14 protein-coding genes are annotated in these 14,698 nt (G+C 41.9%); all 14 read left to right on the forward strand.

Annotated elements, in window-relative coordinates; genetic code table 11:
• Positions 1 to 87: 87 nt before the first annotated feature.
• The 14 genes from QNH17_RS14125 to QNH17_RS14190 all read left to right on the forward strand — a co-directional run bounded on the left by QNH17_RS14125 (position 88) and on the right by QNH17_RS14190 (position 14,686).
• A complete protein-coding gene (locus QNH17_RS14125; protein ID WP_283879261.1) occupies positions 88 to 1,608 on the forward strand; it encodes a cobyric acid synthase in 1,521 nt (506 codons plus the stop codon).
• The gene (gene cobT / locus QNH17_RS14130; RefSeq protein WP_283879262.1) at positions 1,601 to 2,641 is read left to right on the forward strand and encodes a nicotinate-nucleotide--dimethylbenzimidazole phosphoribosyltransferase; all 1,041 of its coding nucleotides are present in this window, start codon (positions 1,601 to 1,603) and stop codon (positions 2,639 to 2,641) included. The genes QNH17_RS14125 and cobT overlap by 8 nt, the downstream gene beginning before the upstream one ends.
• Before the next feature lie 75 nt (positions 2,642 to 2,716).
• A complete protein-coding gene (locus QNH17_RS14135; protein WP_283879263.1) occupies positions 2,717 to 3,592 on the forward strand; it encodes a GHMP family kinase ATP-binding protein in 876 nt (291 codons plus the stop codon).
• 290 nt (positions 3,593 to 3,882) lie between these two features.
• Complete coding sequence (locus tag QNH17_RS14140) at positions 3,883 to 4,317, forward strand: DoxX family protein (protein ID WP_283879264.1); 435 nt, start codon at positions 3,883 to 3,885, stop codon at positions 4,315 to 4,317.
• 70 nt (positions 4,318 to 4,387) lie between these two features.
• Positions 4,388 to 5,212, forward strand: coding sequence for an MBL fold metallo-hydrolase (locus tag QNH17_RS14145; RefSeq protein ID WP_283879265.1), 825 nt, complete (start codon positions 4,388 to 4,390; stop codon positions 5,210 to 5,212).
• A gap of 259 nt (positions 5,213 to 5,471) precedes the next feature.
• A complete protein-coding gene (locus tag QNH17_RS14150) occupies positions 5,472 to 6,905 on the forward strand; it encodes a sensor histidine kinase (protein ID WP_283879266.1) in 1,434 nt (477 codons plus the stop codon).
• A gap of 3 nt (positions 6,906 to 6,908) precedes the next feature.
• Positions 6,909 to 7,481, forward strand: a complete 573-nt coding sequence (locus QNH17_RS14155; RefSeq protein ID WP_283879267.1) for an ANTAR domain-containing response regulator — start codon at positions 6,909 to 6,911, stop codon at positions 7,479 to 7,481.
• Between the two features lie 103 nt (positions 7,482 to 7,584).
• Positions 7,585 to 7,926, forward strand: coding sequence for an ethanolamine utilization microcompartment protein EutS (gene eutS / locus QNH17_RS14160; RefSeq protein WP_283879268.1), 342 nt, complete (start codon positions 7,585 to 7,587; stop codon positions 7,924 to 7,926).
• Between the two features lie 39 nt (positions 7,927 to 7,965).
• Positions 7,966 to 8,466, forward strand: a complete 501-nt coding sequence (locus tag QNH17_RS14165) for a EutP/PduV family microcompartment system protein (protein WP_283879269.1) — start codon at positions 7,966 to 7,968, stop codon at positions 8,464 to 8,466.
• Positions 8,467 to 8,602: 136 nt separating this feature from the next.
• Positions 8,603 to 10,048, forward strand: a complete 1,446-nt coding sequence (locus QNH17_RS14170; protein WP_283879270.1) for an ethanolamine ammonia-lyase reactivating factor EutA — start codon at positions 8,603 to 8,605, stop codon at positions 10,046 to 10,048.
• Between the two features lie 17 nt (positions 10,049 to 10,065).
• Positions 10,066 to 11,430, forward strand: a complete 1,365-nt coding sequence (locus QNH17_RS14175) for an ethanolamine ammonia-lyase subunit EutB (protein WP_283879271.1) — start codon at positions 10,066 to 10,068, stop codon at positions 11,428 to 11,430.
• 12 nt (positions 11,431 to 11,442) lie between these two features.
• Positions 11,443 to 12,414, forward strand: a complete 972-nt coding sequence (gene eutC, locus QNH17_RS14180) for an ethanolamine ammonia-lyase subunit EutC (RefSeq protein ID WP_283879272.1) — start codon at positions 11,443 to 11,445, stop codon at positions 12,412 to 12,414.
• A gap of 15 nt (positions 12,415 to 12,429) precedes the next feature.
• Positions 12,430 to 13,083 carry an ethanolamine utilization microcompartment protein EutL gene (eutL, locus tag QNH17_RS14185; protein WP_283879273.1) on the forward strand — a complete coding sequence of 218 codons (654 nt, stop codon included), beginning with the start codon at positions 12,430 to 12,432 and terminating at the stop codon, positions 13,081 to 13,083.
• Positions 13,084 to 13,162: 79 nt separating this feature from the next.
• The gene (locus QNH17_RS14190; protein ID WP_283879274.1) at positions 13,163 to 14,686 is read left to right on the forward strand and encodes an aldehyde dehydrogenase family protein; all 1,524 of its coding nucleotides are present in this window, start codon (positions 13,163 to 13,165) and stop codon (positions 14,684 to 14,686) included.
• The last annotated feature ends 12 nt before the right edge of the window (positions 14,687 to 14,698 follow it).

The following is a 14,698-nucleotide window of genomic DNA, read 5'->3' on the forward strand; positions in this document are numbered from 1 at the left end:
AACTGGTATTGTATACTCATTTTGATTTTGGCTCGTGCCCTGGGCTGGTCGGAAATTAAATCAAGAAATGTTAGGAGTTCAAAGAAAATGGCGAAAGCTCTTAAACTGATGTTTCAAGGTACCAATTCTGATGTCGGCAAAAGTGTCGTCGTGACGGCCTTTTGCCGTATGTTCGCCCAGGATGGATATAAAACGGTTCCTTTTAAATCGCAAAATATGGCCTTAAACTCTTATATCACAGTTGACGGAAAAGAGATAGGAAGAGCACAGGGGGTCCAGGCCGAAGCAGCAGGGATTCAGGCGACAACTGATATGAATCCGATTCTGATCAAACCGAATCGGGATAACCAATCCCAAATTGTGGTCCATGGAAAACCGTATAAAAATATGGAAGCCAGTGCGTATCGCAAGGAATTCTTTCAAACGGGTATTGAGCTTATTAAAGAATCGCTTGCTATTCTGTCAGAAAAGTATGAACGGATTGTCATTGAAGGGGCGGGCAGTCCTGCCGAGATTAATCTGAATGACAGGGAAATGGTCAATATGCGGGTCGCAAGAATGGCTGACGCCCCTGTGATTTTGATTGGGGATATCGAGAAAGGCGGAGTTTTTGCCAGTTTAGTAGGAACCCTTCAGCTAATGGAGCCTGAAGACCGTGCCCGTGTCATTGGCGTCATCATTAATAAATTCCGCGGCGATATTCGGCTCCTGGAACCTGGATTAACATGGTTTGAGGAATATACAGGTAAACCAGTTCTCGGTGTGATTCCTTATTTGCAAAATTTAAATATCGATGCCGAGGATTCAGTTATTTTAAATCAATATACATCTGTCCAAAATACCGAAAAAGAACTTGATATTGTAGTGGTTCAGTATCCGAAAATTTCCAACTTCACTGATGTGGATCCTTTTTTTGCCGAACCTGATTGCCATGTTCGGTTTATTACAAGAGCGGATCAATTACACAATCCAGATTTAGTGATTCTTCCAGGAACTAAGAATACCATCGAGGATTTGCTCTTTTTAAGAAAAAGTGGAATATCCGAGAAAATCGTGGAATTACAGAAAAAGAACCAAACCGTGCTATTTGGGGTCTGCGGCGGCTATCAAATGCTTGGTGAAAAAATCGAGGACCCGTTGGCAATCGAGTCACTCCACCAAGAAGCCGAAGGTCTTGACTTACTGCCCATTCGGACGACGATTACAAAAGACAAGACAACCGTATTATCAAACGGGCTCTTAAGTCTTTACGGCAAACATTTCAACGTGTCAGGTTATGAGATTCATATGGGAGAAACAAAGAAGACTAGAGAATCCAATGGGCTCATTGAAACACAAGGCCGATCAGATGGCTGTAAAACGTCAGATGAAAGGATCATTGGCACATACTTTCATGGGATTTTTCATAATGATGAATTTCGTAAGGAGCTATTGAATCAGATTCGCCAAACAAAGGGATTGGCACCTATTAATCAGCGGGTATCTTTTAATCAAATGCGTGAAGAAGCGTTTGATTTGTTAGCGGATCATGTAAGGGCACACGTAAAACTTGATTTGATTGAACAAAAAATGAAGGAATTCAAAAAAAGGGGATTACACAATGAATGATCTAAAAACGACGATTCCACCTCTGGATGCAGAAATGGGTCAAAAGGTCCGTGAGTATATCGATATTTTAACCAAACCTCCAGGCAGTTTAGGCAGATTGGAAGAATTGGCGATACAACTGGCGGAAATGACTTCCGAAGCCTTTCCTGTCGTGTCGCCTCCTGGTGTAATTGTGTTTGCAGCGGATCATGGAGTGTCCGAAGAAGGGGTATCTGCTTACCCGCAGGAAGTGACCGCGCAAATGGTAATGAACTTTTTAAACAGCGGTGCTGCGATTAATGTCTTTAGCAGACAAATTGGAGCGATGTTTGAGGTAGTCGATATTGGTGTCGCCGCTGATATCGAGGCGGACGGTGTAGTGCAACGGAAGATTCGTTACGGAACAAGAAATTTTTGCAAGCACAATGCGATGACAAGAGAAGAAGTGGAAAAAGCGATCACCGTTGGCTATGAACGGGCTGAACATATGATTAAGCATGGATGCAAATGTTTAATTCTTGGTGAAATGGGAATCGGCAATACGACACCAAGCAGTGCCATTCTAGCCGTTTTAAGCGGTCAGGACATCCGTACGCTTGTCGGTCGGGGAACAGGGATTGCACCTGAAAAAATCAGCCATAAGCAAGATGTTATTTCCAGAGCACTAATGGAAAGAAATCCTGACCGGAACGATCCGATCGATATTTTAATGAAAATAGGCGGCTTGGAAATTGCGGGAATGACGGGTGCAATGCTAGCGGCAGCGGCAAACAGGATTCCGATTTTGGTCGACGGGTTTATCTGCACGGTTTCAGCACTACTGGCAAAGGAAATGTGCGAGACTGCAAGTGATTATATGATTGCTGGACATCAGTCCGTGGAACCGGGACACGAAATAGCCCTTCAGTTATTAAGAAAGAAGCCGCTTGTTGATCTGGATTTGCGTTTAGGGGAAGGAAGCGGGGCAGCGATTGCCTTCCCAATCTTACAGGCAGCCACATTAATGCTGAAGGAAATGGCTACGTTTGCATCGGCAGGTATTTTAATAGAGTAGCGTAAAGGAGGCTCATCATGACATTTTGCCATTGTTACGGGCCATAGCGAACCGGGGATGGAGAGGAGATTAAAAATGAAACAGGGTAAAGGAAGCTGTAATGGAACGTTTGGAGAACTTGTACAAGGGGTCATCGGTGACCGCCCTTTTTTAATCACTCTGCCAATCCCAAGTTTAAGAAGCGAGGCTAGTTTTACCCCAGACCCGTCCATTTCCAAAATAAGAGTAGAAGATTCAAAGACAAAAGCCATGAGAGCAGGGGAATTGTTACTCAAACGATTTCACATAAAGGAAGGAGGGCATCTTGAAATACACTCCAATATCCCAGCTGGCAAGGGGCTGGCCAGCAGCTCCGCTGATATCACAGCCGCATTAAGAGCCATTTCTGACAGTTATTCTCTTCCACTGACCAATGAAATGATTTCAACCATTTCCACAAAGGTTGAGCCAACAGATGGGGTGATGTATGAAGGGATTGTGGCCTATGATTATTTTAACGGTAAGCTCCTGGAAAGCTTCGGGGACTTACCTCCGTATATCCTCGTAGGGATAGACCTCGGAGGAACCATCGATACAATCCAATTTAATCAAGTTCGAAAAGCCTATAGCGGAGAGGATCAAAAGCAATTCTTAGAAGCCTATCATCTGGTGAAAAGAGGTTGTAAGGAAAGAAATTTTGCTGATATTTGCAAGGCAGCTACGATAAGTGCACGAGTGAATCAAAAAATATTGCCTAAGCCTGTTTTTCATCATTTAGAAAAAATAGCTGATACCTATCAGGGAGGAACCGTTGTGGCCCATAGTGGAACGGTCGCGGGTATTTTACTAGATCATAATATCCCAAATCGCGATAAGGTGGTATCACATCTATTACGGGAAATATCGATTGCTTTCATGAACTCGCATCTAAGACTTTTTCAATATGATAGCTATGAAAAAATAATAGTTTGATGAAATCATCAATATCTATTCGTCAATATTCAGGATGAAATGCCAGAGCCGGCTGGTACATATGTTTGGATGAATGGATTCCAATCGGGGATGAAACTTGCTTTCAGTAGTCCGTGGCGAAGAAGTTGAGCGATCAACTCGGCAATTTTAACATCTGTTTTACGTCCCGAAGGCCTTCATATGTTGAGCGTTTACACTAAAAATTGTGATAACTTGGTAGGAAGAGAGTATACATATAAAAATCAAGTAGCATCAATAGGTAATTTGGTTGTTAAGAGGAGGAAATATAAATGGCTCCATTTATCATCCTTATCGTAACATTTTTTATTTTGCGCATTATAGGTGTTATAGGAATATCTTATTTTGACGGGTGGGAAAATTCTTTACGGAGTGCTGTTGCTCTAATGTTCTTATTTACGGCGACAGCTCATTGGGGAAAGAGACGTCCTGATCTTATCAAAATGGTACCTCCGAATGTGCCAAAACCAGGGCTCATGGTGACAATTACGGGGATACTTGAGATTATTGGTGCTATAGGTTTACTGATTCCGTTTACTTCAAATATTTCTTCAATTGGTTTGGCATTGCTACTTATTATTATGTTTCCAGCTAATATCTTTGCTTCAAGAAAAGGTATTACAATTGCCGGAAAGCCTACTACTCCATTATTTCTTCGAACGATCTTACAAATCATATTTTTGACAGCTGTTATTATGGCTGGATAAGGTTTTAAACAGTTTTTTATAAAACTACGTTATTAGAAGTGAGTAGTGAAAAAGTAAAGGAGAGGTGTTTTTGAAAAAATATATATGTGAAACTTGTGGAGTTCAGTATTCAAGTTCAATCGAAGCACCAAAACAATGTTTGATTTGCGAGGAAGAAAGACAATTTGTTAGTTCCAAAGGACAGGTGTGGACCACATTAGAAAAGCTGATAGAGGTTGGTACTTATAGTAATATCATTGAGCTCCAAGAAGAAGGATTACATAGCATAAAGACGAATCCAAGTTTTGGAATTGGACAGTCAGCTTATCTTGTAAAAGATAGACATTACAACTTATTGTGGGATTGTATTACATATATTGATCCATCAACCATTTCACATATTAACAAATTAGGCGGAATTGATGCTATTGCTTTATCACATCCCCATTATTACTCTAGTCAAGTAGAATGGGCTGAAGCATTCGATGCACCAATTTATATTCACGAAGATGATAAAGAATGGGTGACAAGACCCAGCGAGAAAATCATTTTTTGGTCTGGAGAATCGAAAGAATTGCAGGAAGGCCTTATCCTTCATAGAATCGGAGGACATTATAAAGGCGGTACTGTTTTAGAGTGGAAAAATGGAAGCAGTCAAAATGGAATTTTATTGAGTGGAGATATTATACGTGTGGCAGCTGATTGTAAATGGGTGAGTTTTATGTATAGTTATCCTAACTTCATTCCCCTGCCCAGTGTAACAGTTGAAAGAATCGCGGATAGGGTAAATAAATTTACATTTAATAGATTATACGACGCATTTCATCGCATTATTAAAGATGAAGCCGATTTGGTCGTTAATAGGTCAGCGAAAAGGTACATTGAAGCACTAAATGGAACACTATTTATTACTTAATGCGTTAATTATTGAAGCGATAGACTTTAAAATTTTACACATTAGGGTGCTTTTGTGAAAAAAGGCGCCTTTTTTGGTATTTGTATATATTTGTTGTTTTATTAAACAAATGATCAATTCTTTTTTATATATGACTTTTTTTATCAATTAATTTTGGTCACGGTGAACCATTTTTTGTAAAGAAACAGAAGATTGACACTAATCTAAATGATATATAAAATATTTTTATATATTAGAAGAATAAGATTGGGGCAATGACATGATTAAAACTGAGATGAACACCGTTGTAACTCTATGTCAGCTTCACACAGACCTATCGGAACAAGATATACAAAAGATCCAAGAAGTCGTTCAAAACCTGCAATTAATTGCCGATTTAAATCAAGCAAATGTGTTTGTCGATTGTCAAACAAGAGAAAAAAAGCATGCGATTGTGGTGGCAGAAGCAGCACCAGCAACGGCCAATTCTGTCTATAAAAATCCGGTAGTCGGAAAGTTTGCGTACGAAACGTTTGAGCCTGCTGTTTTTTATACGTTTCGGACGGGCAAGCCGCTTTTTCTCAATCATGCCTTAACCCAGGAAGGGAAAAAGGTCGAACAAAGCGTTGTTCCGATTGTTGGAATCCATAACCGGGTGATTGGTACGTTGATCATGGAGAAAGACAACAGTGATAAGCTCCAAAATCAAAATAAACTGAAAGCGTTAACAGAGGCGAATGAGACGCTTAGCGAACTCTTACTTGGAATGACTGAAAATCGCCCTTTTATCCCAGAAGTGATGGAGGAAGCTCTATTCATCATTGACGAGGATATACGGATTCAATATTCGAATCCTGCTGCAATGAATCTTGTTTTAGAAATGTGTTCGGAGGAATGTAAAAGCGGCAAACTTTTTACTTCCTATTTTCCAAACCTTGCAGAAATGTGCAGGCTGCCGGATGAACTTGTGATCCAAGAAATCATCATTCAAAATAAAGTCTTTCAAATGAAAAAAATTGCTCTTGGGCAGCATGAGAAAAATAGCGGATCATTTATCATTTTTCGTGACTTAACAGAGCTGCGCGAAAAAGAGAGGGAGCTTACCGTAAAGACCGTTGCTATTCGGGAAATCCATCATCGCGTAAAAAATAACTTGCAAACGGTAGCGAGTCTTCTTCGGCTGCAGATGCGAAGAGGGGTTCCCGAAGAAAGCAAGTTTCATTTTATCAAGAGCCTTAACCGAATTTTAAGTATTGCCTCTGTCTATGAAATCATCTTATCTAATTCTGAAAATCAGGATGATGTAGAACTTGTTAGTTTAATAGAAAAAATCGGGAATATGCTGGTCTTTAGTGAAGATCATGAAGGAACATTGATTTCAATCAACTATTCCGGTCCAAAGATGCATATTAAATCGAATCTAGCTGTTTCCGTTGCTCTGGTTATCAATGAATTAATCCAAAATTGTGTGAAGCATGCATTTGCGGAGATGACTGAGGGCCAAATTGATGTAGTCATCCAGGAGGAGGCTTCTTCAGTAAGAGTCCTCGTCATTGATAATGGAATAGGCTATACTCCTTCCATGAATCCGTCATTAGGACTTGATATCGTTAAAATGATGGTTGAACACGATTTAATGGGCCATTTTTCTATTGAAGGAACAAGGGAAGGAACGGAAGCAATCGTTGAATTTCCCATTGCGAGGGAGGTTTAAGGAATGAAAAAGCGAATTATAGTAGTTGAAGATGAATCCATCGTCCGATTAGATGTTTCCCTCATGTTAAAGGATGCGGGCTTTGATGTTGTGGCTGAAGCAGCTGATGGCGAGAAAGCAGTTGAATTGGCTTACAGCCTTAAGCCTGACTTAATGATCATGGATATTAAAATGCCGAAGCTGAACGGATTAAAGGCCAGTGAGATTATTTCCAACAAATTCAATATCCCGATTTTGCTGTTAACGGCCTATAGTCAAAAGGAATATATAGAAAAAGCGAAGCAGGCAAATATTTTAGGGTATCTTGTAAAGCCGATTTCGGAGGCTAACTTGATTCCGGCGGTTGAAATTGCTTTAAAGCAGGCAGAAAATGCTATTCTTTACAAAGAAAAAGTAGAAGAAATGAATCGGGAACTGAAAAACCGAAAGATTGTTGAAAAAGCAAAAGGAATTTTAATGAAACAATTGAATTTACCGGAGGAAACGGCTTACAATAAGATTAGAGACCTTAGCATGAAAAAACAAATGCCAATGGAAAAAGTGGCAAAGTACATTATTTTGAAGTACCCAAGTTAGTTTACAAGTGAATAGATGAAGCAATGGTGCTTAGTAGGTTTTATTTTTTATAAAAATAAAGTCTATTAGGCATTTTTTTATTAATTTGAGAGGTGGGTTTGTCGTGAACGAAGAGAAAAAGCGGTTTATACAGGAGTTTGTCCCAGGGAAACAGGTAACTTTGAGCCATATTATTGCCAATCCGGACCCGGATATGTTTGAAAAACTGGGGATACAGGAGGCGGGGGCATTAGGGATTTTGACGCTGACCCCAAGTGAGACGGTGATTATTGCCGGAGATTTAGCCACCAAATCGGCTAATGTCAAGTTAGGATTTTTGGATCGCTTTACCGGAAGTCTAGTGATTGTCGGCAATGTTTCAGAGGTGGAAATGGCGATGCAGGAAATCAACCGTTTCTTGCAGGATACGCTGAAATATACCCCAGCGGATATCACGAAGTCATAGAATCAGAAAATAGAATTTTTTAAGAAAGGAGGAAATAGGATGACGAAAAAGAACCGAGCCATGCTGATCGGTTCCATTGGGGCCGGAAAATCGACATTAACGAATGCATTGCTCCGCCGGGAAATGCCTGCTGTCAAAACGCAATCGCTGAATTACTATGATTGGATTGTTGATACCCCAGGAGAATATTGTGAAAACCCGTTCTACTATAAAAATATCATGGCAACAGCATTAGAAGTGACCCATGTCTTGTTTTTACAGGATGCGACCAAGAAGAAAATGATTTTCCCGCCAGGATTCAGCACCGGAATCAATAAAATCCCCATAGGGGTCGTCACAAAAAGTGATTCTGACCAGGCTGACGTTGAACTAGCCATTTCTTTGTTAAAAAAGGTAATTGTAACCAAAGGTCCAATTGTCATTACCTCTTCCATAAAAAATGAAGGAATAGAGGAGATCCGGAATCTGGTAAACTTCCATTCGACACAGGAAATGAAGAAGTATCTTGAAGGAAATCCATCCCCATTTGTTATTTTTTAATTGAAAGCCTTTACAATATCCAGAAAATAATTTATATTATGAATAACAAATGAATTTACTGGCAATGGCGCCTCTTTTAAACTATCTAATTTGGGATAGTTAAAGGGGCGCTTTTTGTTTTTTTGGGGGAGTTGAGATGAAGTTCAAAGGCCCGCAAAAAGAAGAAATGATCAGTGCGGGGATCGATATAGGCACAAGTACAACAAAGCTGGTAATCAGCCGGTTCACGTTAATGAATATGGCTGGCGGGGCACATGTGCCGCGAATTGAAATTATTGACAAACAGGTCATCTATCACAGCCCGATTTACCGGACACCGCTGCTTTCACCAACCACGATTGATATTGAAAAAATTGAAGGCCTTGTCAGAAAGGAATATCAGAAAGCTGGTATTAAGCCGAAGGATATTCAAACGGGGGCAGTGATTATTACGGGTGAAACAGCCACAAAGTCAAATGCAGAAGTCATGCTGCATCAACTGTCTGACCAGGCTGGGGAGTTTCTAGTGGCAACAGCTGGTCCTGACTTAGAAGGAATTATTGCCGCTAAGGGATCGGGCGCCTATGAATATTCGAAAGATACGGGAAAGGTTATCGCCAATATCGATATCGGCGGGGGTACCGCCAATGTAGCCGTTTATAAATCTGGCAGACTTTGTGGAACCTGTACGCTTCATGTAGGTGGCAGATTAATTGAATGTAACGATAATAAAATCCAGAGTATTTCTCCGCCAGTTAAGAATTTACTGCGACAATGGGATTCAAGGATGGTGGAGGGGCAATCCAAAAATCCATCCGCTATAAAACAAGTAACCGATTTTATGGCAGATGTCATTGTGCGGATGCTAAAAAAGGCACTCACAAACGAGGATCTAACGTTGCTGCTGGGGCATGAACCTAACTGGGTGGAAGATATTGAGGCGATTATGTTCTCAGGCGGGATCAGTGAATGCATTTATCAGCATGAGACCGGAACAGTACAGTCGGCCCAATACGATGATATCGGGTGGATGTTAGCCGCCTCCTTAAAGGAAAGCTCAAGTCTTGCAGAGTGGACTTGGGTAAAGCCGCAGGAAACTGTTCGGGCCACAGTGCTGGGCGCCGGAATGCAAACGACTGAAATCAGCGGTGCAACCATTGAAGCCGATCATCGTAAATTGCCGATGAAAAACTTGCCGGTTTACCAGATTCGATTCGAGGGTGATTTTAAAACGGAAATAAACCAATTATCCAAGCGGATTGAAGAAGCACTCGATCTCTATGACCCACAGCGTGACGGACAGAATTTTGCGGTTTATTTTTCAGAATTGCCTTACTTAAGATTCCGTGAAATCGATGAATTTGCTGAATCCATCCTCAAAGCAATGAAACAAAAACCGAACCAAACTCAAGAGTTGGTCCTTGTCCTTGACCGGGATTATGCAAAAGTTCTCGGGCAAACACTCAAGAGGAAGGCTCCAGTGCAATCCGTCATTTGCATTGATCAAATTAAAGTTGAAAATGGGGACTATTTGGATATAGGCCAAGTGCTCGAAACCGATGTTGTTCCTGTCATCATAAAAACATTAACATTCCAGAAATGACGAAAGGGGGCATTTTTATGAGATTAAAGTCCACCTATTTAGGTACTGTCTATCAATTTTCCTCTCTAAAAGATTTATTTGCGAAAGCAAATGAAGAAAAATCCGGCGACCGCTTAGCAGGGATTGCTGCTGAGACCGTTCAGGAAAGAATTGCAGCGAAACAAGTGTTGAGCTATTTAACACTACAAGATATTAGGGAAAATCCTATGCTATCCCCTGAAGAGGATGAGGTTTCAAGGATTATCGAGGGTCAGATCAACGAACCCATCTATCAATCGATTAAAAATTGGTCTGTTTCGGAGCTTCGCGAGTATATCCTGAACGATTCAACTACCGGTGAAGACTTGAAACGCCTCAGCCGAGGTCTGAATAGTGAAATGATTGCAGCGGTGGCAAAGATCATGTCCAACCTCGATTTAGTCCATGCCGCCAATAAAATTGAAGTTTTATCCAAATGCAATATAACGATTGGTCAAAAAGGAGTGTTAGCCTCTAGGCTGCAGCCAAACCATCCGACGGATAATGTCGACGGGATGATGGCCTCAATGAAAGAAGGGCTTGCATATGGGATTGGGGATGCAGTAATTGGAATAAACCCGGTAGATGATTCCGTTGAAAGTGTAAAACGGTTATTGCATGCGACACATGACTTTATTCAAAAATGGGAAATTCCTACGCAAAACTGTGTGCTTGCCCATGTAACAGCTCAAATGAAAGCGGTACAGCAGGGGGCCCCGGCAGATATGATTTTCCAGAGTATTGCCGGAACCGAAGCGGCGAATCGTTCCTTCGGGATTACCGCTTCCCTCTTGGAGGAAGCCAATGAAATGGCGAAAGTATACGGTACAGGAACTGGTCCACAACGTTTGTATTTTGAGACTGGTCAAGGCTCGGAATTATCCGCCGAAGCTCATTATGATATCGACCAGTTGACAATGGAATCCCGGAATTATGGTTTTGCCCGCTACTATGACCCGTATATTGTCAATACGGTAGTCGGCTTTATCGGACCAGAGTACTTGTACAACAATAAACAAGTGATTCGAGCGGGTCTTGAGGATCATTTTATGGGAAAAATGCATGGCATTCCAATGGGCGTTGATATTTGTTATACGAACCATATTAAAGCAGACCAAAATGACATTGAAGATCTTGGCGTGCTGCTTTCGGCAGCGGGAGTGAATTTTATTATCGCTGCGCCAATGGGTGATGATTGTATGCTCAATTACCAGAGCTTAAGTTATCACGATGTTGCGACATTAAGACAGACGCTCAATAAACGGCCTGCACCATTATTTGAAGCATGGCTGGAGAAAATGGGGATTTTTGAAAACGGGAAATTAAGTAAATATGCAGGGGACCCGACGATTTTTTCGCGATAGGAGGTGGAAGAAATGAATCCTGAGTTAGTGGAACAAATCACGAAAATGGTGGTAGAAAAATTGCAGGCGAAGACCGCTTCTGGCGGTGCGGTGGTGGAAGAAGATAAGAAAAAGACGAACGATGATACATCGGCAAAAGCGGAAGTGAAATTTTGGAACCACCGGACCAATCATGTTGAAACAGAGTGCAAACAAAGTCCGGGTTGCACAGAGACAGCCCGTGAAAAAGAAATACTTCTTGAACCAAAGCCCCCTGTAGGACTTGAAAATCCGATTAATAAGGAAGAGCTGGATCTTTTAATTAGCAAAACACCGGCAAGAATTGGCGTCGGCCGTGCGGGATTAAGGCCCAAAACGGACACTTGGCTGAAGTTTCGCTTTGACCATGCGGCAGCAGTCGATGCCGTTTATGGTGATGTCGATCCGAAAATCCTTGAAAGCTTATCCTTATTAAAAGTTAACACGAAGGTTACTGACAAAGAGGTCTATGTCCGCCGTCCTGACTTCGGCCGAAAGCTCTCTGATGAGGCAAAACAATTAATTGATCAAAAATGTAAAAAGTCTCCGACGGTTCAAATTATTGTTTCTGACGGCTTAAGTTCGAAAGCGGTCGAGGAAAATTTAGAGGATGTCTATTTATCTCTTAATCAATCGCTTCAAAGCTTAGGGCTCGATGTAGGAACACCATTTTTTATCGAAAAAGGCCGGGTGGCGGCAATGGATGATGTTGGGGAGATCCTAAAACCAAAAGTGATTGTTTACTTGATTGGTGAACGTCCAGGTCTCGTGAGTGCGGAATCGTTAAGTGCGTATCTCTGCTACGAACCACGCCACGGCACCATTGAGGCCGACCGAATGGTCATTTCCAATATTCATAAGGGCGGCATTCCACCGGTGGAGGCCGGCGCCTATATCGGAACGGTCGTGCAAAAAATATTAAAATATGAAGCCAGCGGTGTTTCGCTAGTACAAAAAGAGCAATAAGGGGAGGGGTAATAAATGGCATTAGAACGAATTCATGCAAATATCTTGGCTGTTCGGATTATTCCAAACGTTGACCCTGCCTTAGCCGCACAGTTTCAGTTAAAACCCGATCAACGGAGTTTAGCGATTTTTACCTCAACGATTGACGATGTCGGCTATACAGCTCTTGATGAAGCAACGAAACGCGCAGATGTTGATGTTGTCTATGCAAAGTCCTTCTACGCAGGTTCCGCACATGCATCAGGGCCATTGTCTGGGGAAATGATCGGCGTGTTGGCAGGTCCAAGTCCAGATGAAGTGAAAAGCGGGATGGACGCTGTGATTCAAACCGCAGAAAATGAAGCGTATTTTGAGGCAATCAATGAGGAAAAAAGCCATGCGCTATATGCTCATGTGGTGGCGAGAACTGGTTCCTATTTATCCGCAGAGGCCGGCATTAATCAAGGTGAGGCGCTTGCCTATTTGATTGCACCTCCGCTAGAAGCAGTTTATGGAATCGATGCCGCTTTGAAGGCATCGGATGTTGAGCTCGTTAAGTTTTTTGGTCCTCCATCAGAAACAAACTTTGGAGGCGGACTTTTAACGGGTTCGCAATCGGCATGCCAGGCGGCAGCGGATGCTTTTCGTGCTGTAATTATCGAGATTGCGAGAAATCCACGACAGTATTAGATTCCTATTTAATTGGCGGATAATGCTGCATACGTGTAATTTTTTTACACAAAAAACAAGAGAGAAAGGAGTGTCCCTGTTGCCATTTGATTTAGATCTACAATCCATTCAGGAAATGCGGGATGCAGTTCAGAAAGCGAAAGAAGCACAGCAAAAGTATATGGTGTTTTCCCAAGAACAAGTCGACAAAATTGTGAAACGGGCTGCCGAAGCGGCTGCTGCCAAATCACTTGAGTTAGCCCAGATGGCGGTCGAAGAAACCGGAATGGGTGTAGTCGAACATAAAAAAATGAAAAATGACGTCGGTTCACTTGCAGTCTATGAATCTATTAAAAACGAGAAAACAGTTGGAATCATTAACGAGGACCGTACAAAGAAAATAGTCGAAGTCGCCTCACCTTTTGGGGTAATTGCCGGGATCATCCCAACGACAAATCCAACTTCGAGTGCGATTTTTAAAGCATTAATCGCCCTAAAAACAAGAAATGGAATCGTTTTTAGTCCGCATCCACGGGCAATGAAGTGCTCAGTCGCCGCTTTAAAGATTTGTTTGGAGGCAGCCGTTGATGCAGGAGCGCCGGACGGAATCCTCGGTTGGATCTCAAAACCAACAATGGCAGCAACCACTGAATTAATGCACCATCGTGATATTAATTTGATCTTAGCAACCGGCGGAAAAGATTTAGTCCGTGCTGCCTACAGTTCAGGTAAGCCTGCCTATGGTGTTGGTCCTGGAAACGTTCCCGTCTATATCGAAAAAACCGCCAATATCGAAAAAGCGGTCAAAATGATCGTTCAAAGCAAAACGTTTGATAACGGCACGATTTGTGCAACAGAACAGGCGATTGTGGTTGACCAGAATGTTAAAGAAATGGCCGTAAGGGAGTTTAAAAATAATGGCGCCTATTTCCTAAATGAGCAGGAGAAATCCCTTTTAGAAAAGGTGATTTCACCATTCCCAGGAAAACTCAATCCGGCCATTGTTGGTCAAAGTGCTGTCAAGATTGCGGAATTGGCGGGTATTTCTGTTCCAGCCGACACAACAATTTTAATTGCGGAAGAAACCCGGATCGGGAAGGACATTCCTTTTTCCATTGAAAAACTGTCGCCGATCTTTCCGATTTATACTGCAGAAAGCTATGAAAGTGCAAAAGAGTTTTGTGTGAAAATCTTACAGTTGGGCGGGATGGGACATAGCTTATCCCTTCACACCAATGATGACAATGTGGCCCGTGAATTTGCGTTAGTAATGCCGGTATCACGACTGATGGTGAATACTCTTTCATCCATTGGAGCGGTTGGCGCCACAACGGAACTAATGCCATCGCTGACACTTGGCTGTGGATCATTTGGCGGTAATATTACTTCAGACAATCTTACGGCCCGCCATTTAATTAATATTAAAAGAATGGCCTATGGAACAAAAGAGGTTAACGTTCCAAAGCCATCCAGCAAAAGTGCTTCTCCACAGTGGGGGGCCAGCAACCATGTAGATGAGATTGTGAATCAGGTTTTAAGCAATGTAAATGGATCCGATCAGCTGGATCCGCAGGTCATTTCTGAATTGGTAAATCAAGTATTAAAAAAATATCAAATGAATTAATAGGAGGAATTG

Origin of the sequence: Neobacillus sp. SuZ13 (assembly GCF_030123365.1) — a bacterium.
Taxonomy (GTDB): Bacteria; Bacillota; Bacilli; order Bacillales; family Cytobacillaceae; genus Neobacillus.

What these genes read in the sequence shown, in the direction of transcription:
- eutC (WP_283879272.1), top strand. Translation starts at nt 11,443, where the DNA reads ATGAATCCTGAGTTAGTGGAACAAATCACGAAAATGGTGGTAGAAAAA.
- eutL (WP_283879273.1), top strand. Translation starts at nt 12,430, where the DNA reads ATGGCATTAGAACGAATTCATGCAAATATCTTGGCTGTTCGGATTATT.
- QNH17_RS14165 (WP_283879269.1), top strand. Translation starts at nt 7,966, where the DNA reads ATGACGAAAAAGAACCGAGCCATGCTGATCGGTTCCATTGGGGCCGGA.
- QNH17_RS14135 (WP_283879263.1), top strand. Translation starts at nt 2,717, where the DNA reads ATGAAACAGGGTAAAGGAAGCTGTAATGGAACGTTTGGAGAACTTGTA.
- QNH17_RS14175 (WP_283879271.1), top strand. Translation starts at nt 10,066, where the DNA reads ATGAGATTAAAGTCCACCTATTTAGGTACTGTCTATCAATTTTCCTCT.
- QNH17_RS14140 (WP_283879264.1), top strand. Translation starts at nt 3,883, where the DNA reads ATGGCTCCATTTATCATCCTTATCGTAACATTTTTTATTTTGCGCATT.
- QNH17_RS14150 (WP_283879266.1), top strand. Translation starts at nt 5,472, where the DNA reads ATGATTAAAACTGAGATGAACACCGTTGTAACTCTATGTCAGCTTCAC.
- QNH17_RS14170 (WP_283879270.1), top strand. Translation starts at nt 8,603, where the DNA reads ATGAAGTTCAAAGGCCCGCAAAAAGAAGAAATGATCAGTGCGGGGATC.
- QNH17_RS14125 (WP_283879261.1), top strand. Translation starts at nt 88, where the DNA reads ATGGCGAAAGCTCTTAAACTGATGTTTCAAGGTACCAATTCTGATGTC.
- QNH17_RS14155 (WP_283879267.1), top strand. Translation starts at nt 6,909, where the DNA reads ATGAAAAAGCGAATTATAGTAGTTGAAGATGAATCCATCGTCCGATTA.
- cobT (WP_283879262.1), top strand. Translation starts at nt 1,601, where the DNA reads ATGAATGATCTAAAAACGACGATTCCACCTCTGGATGCAGAAATGGGT.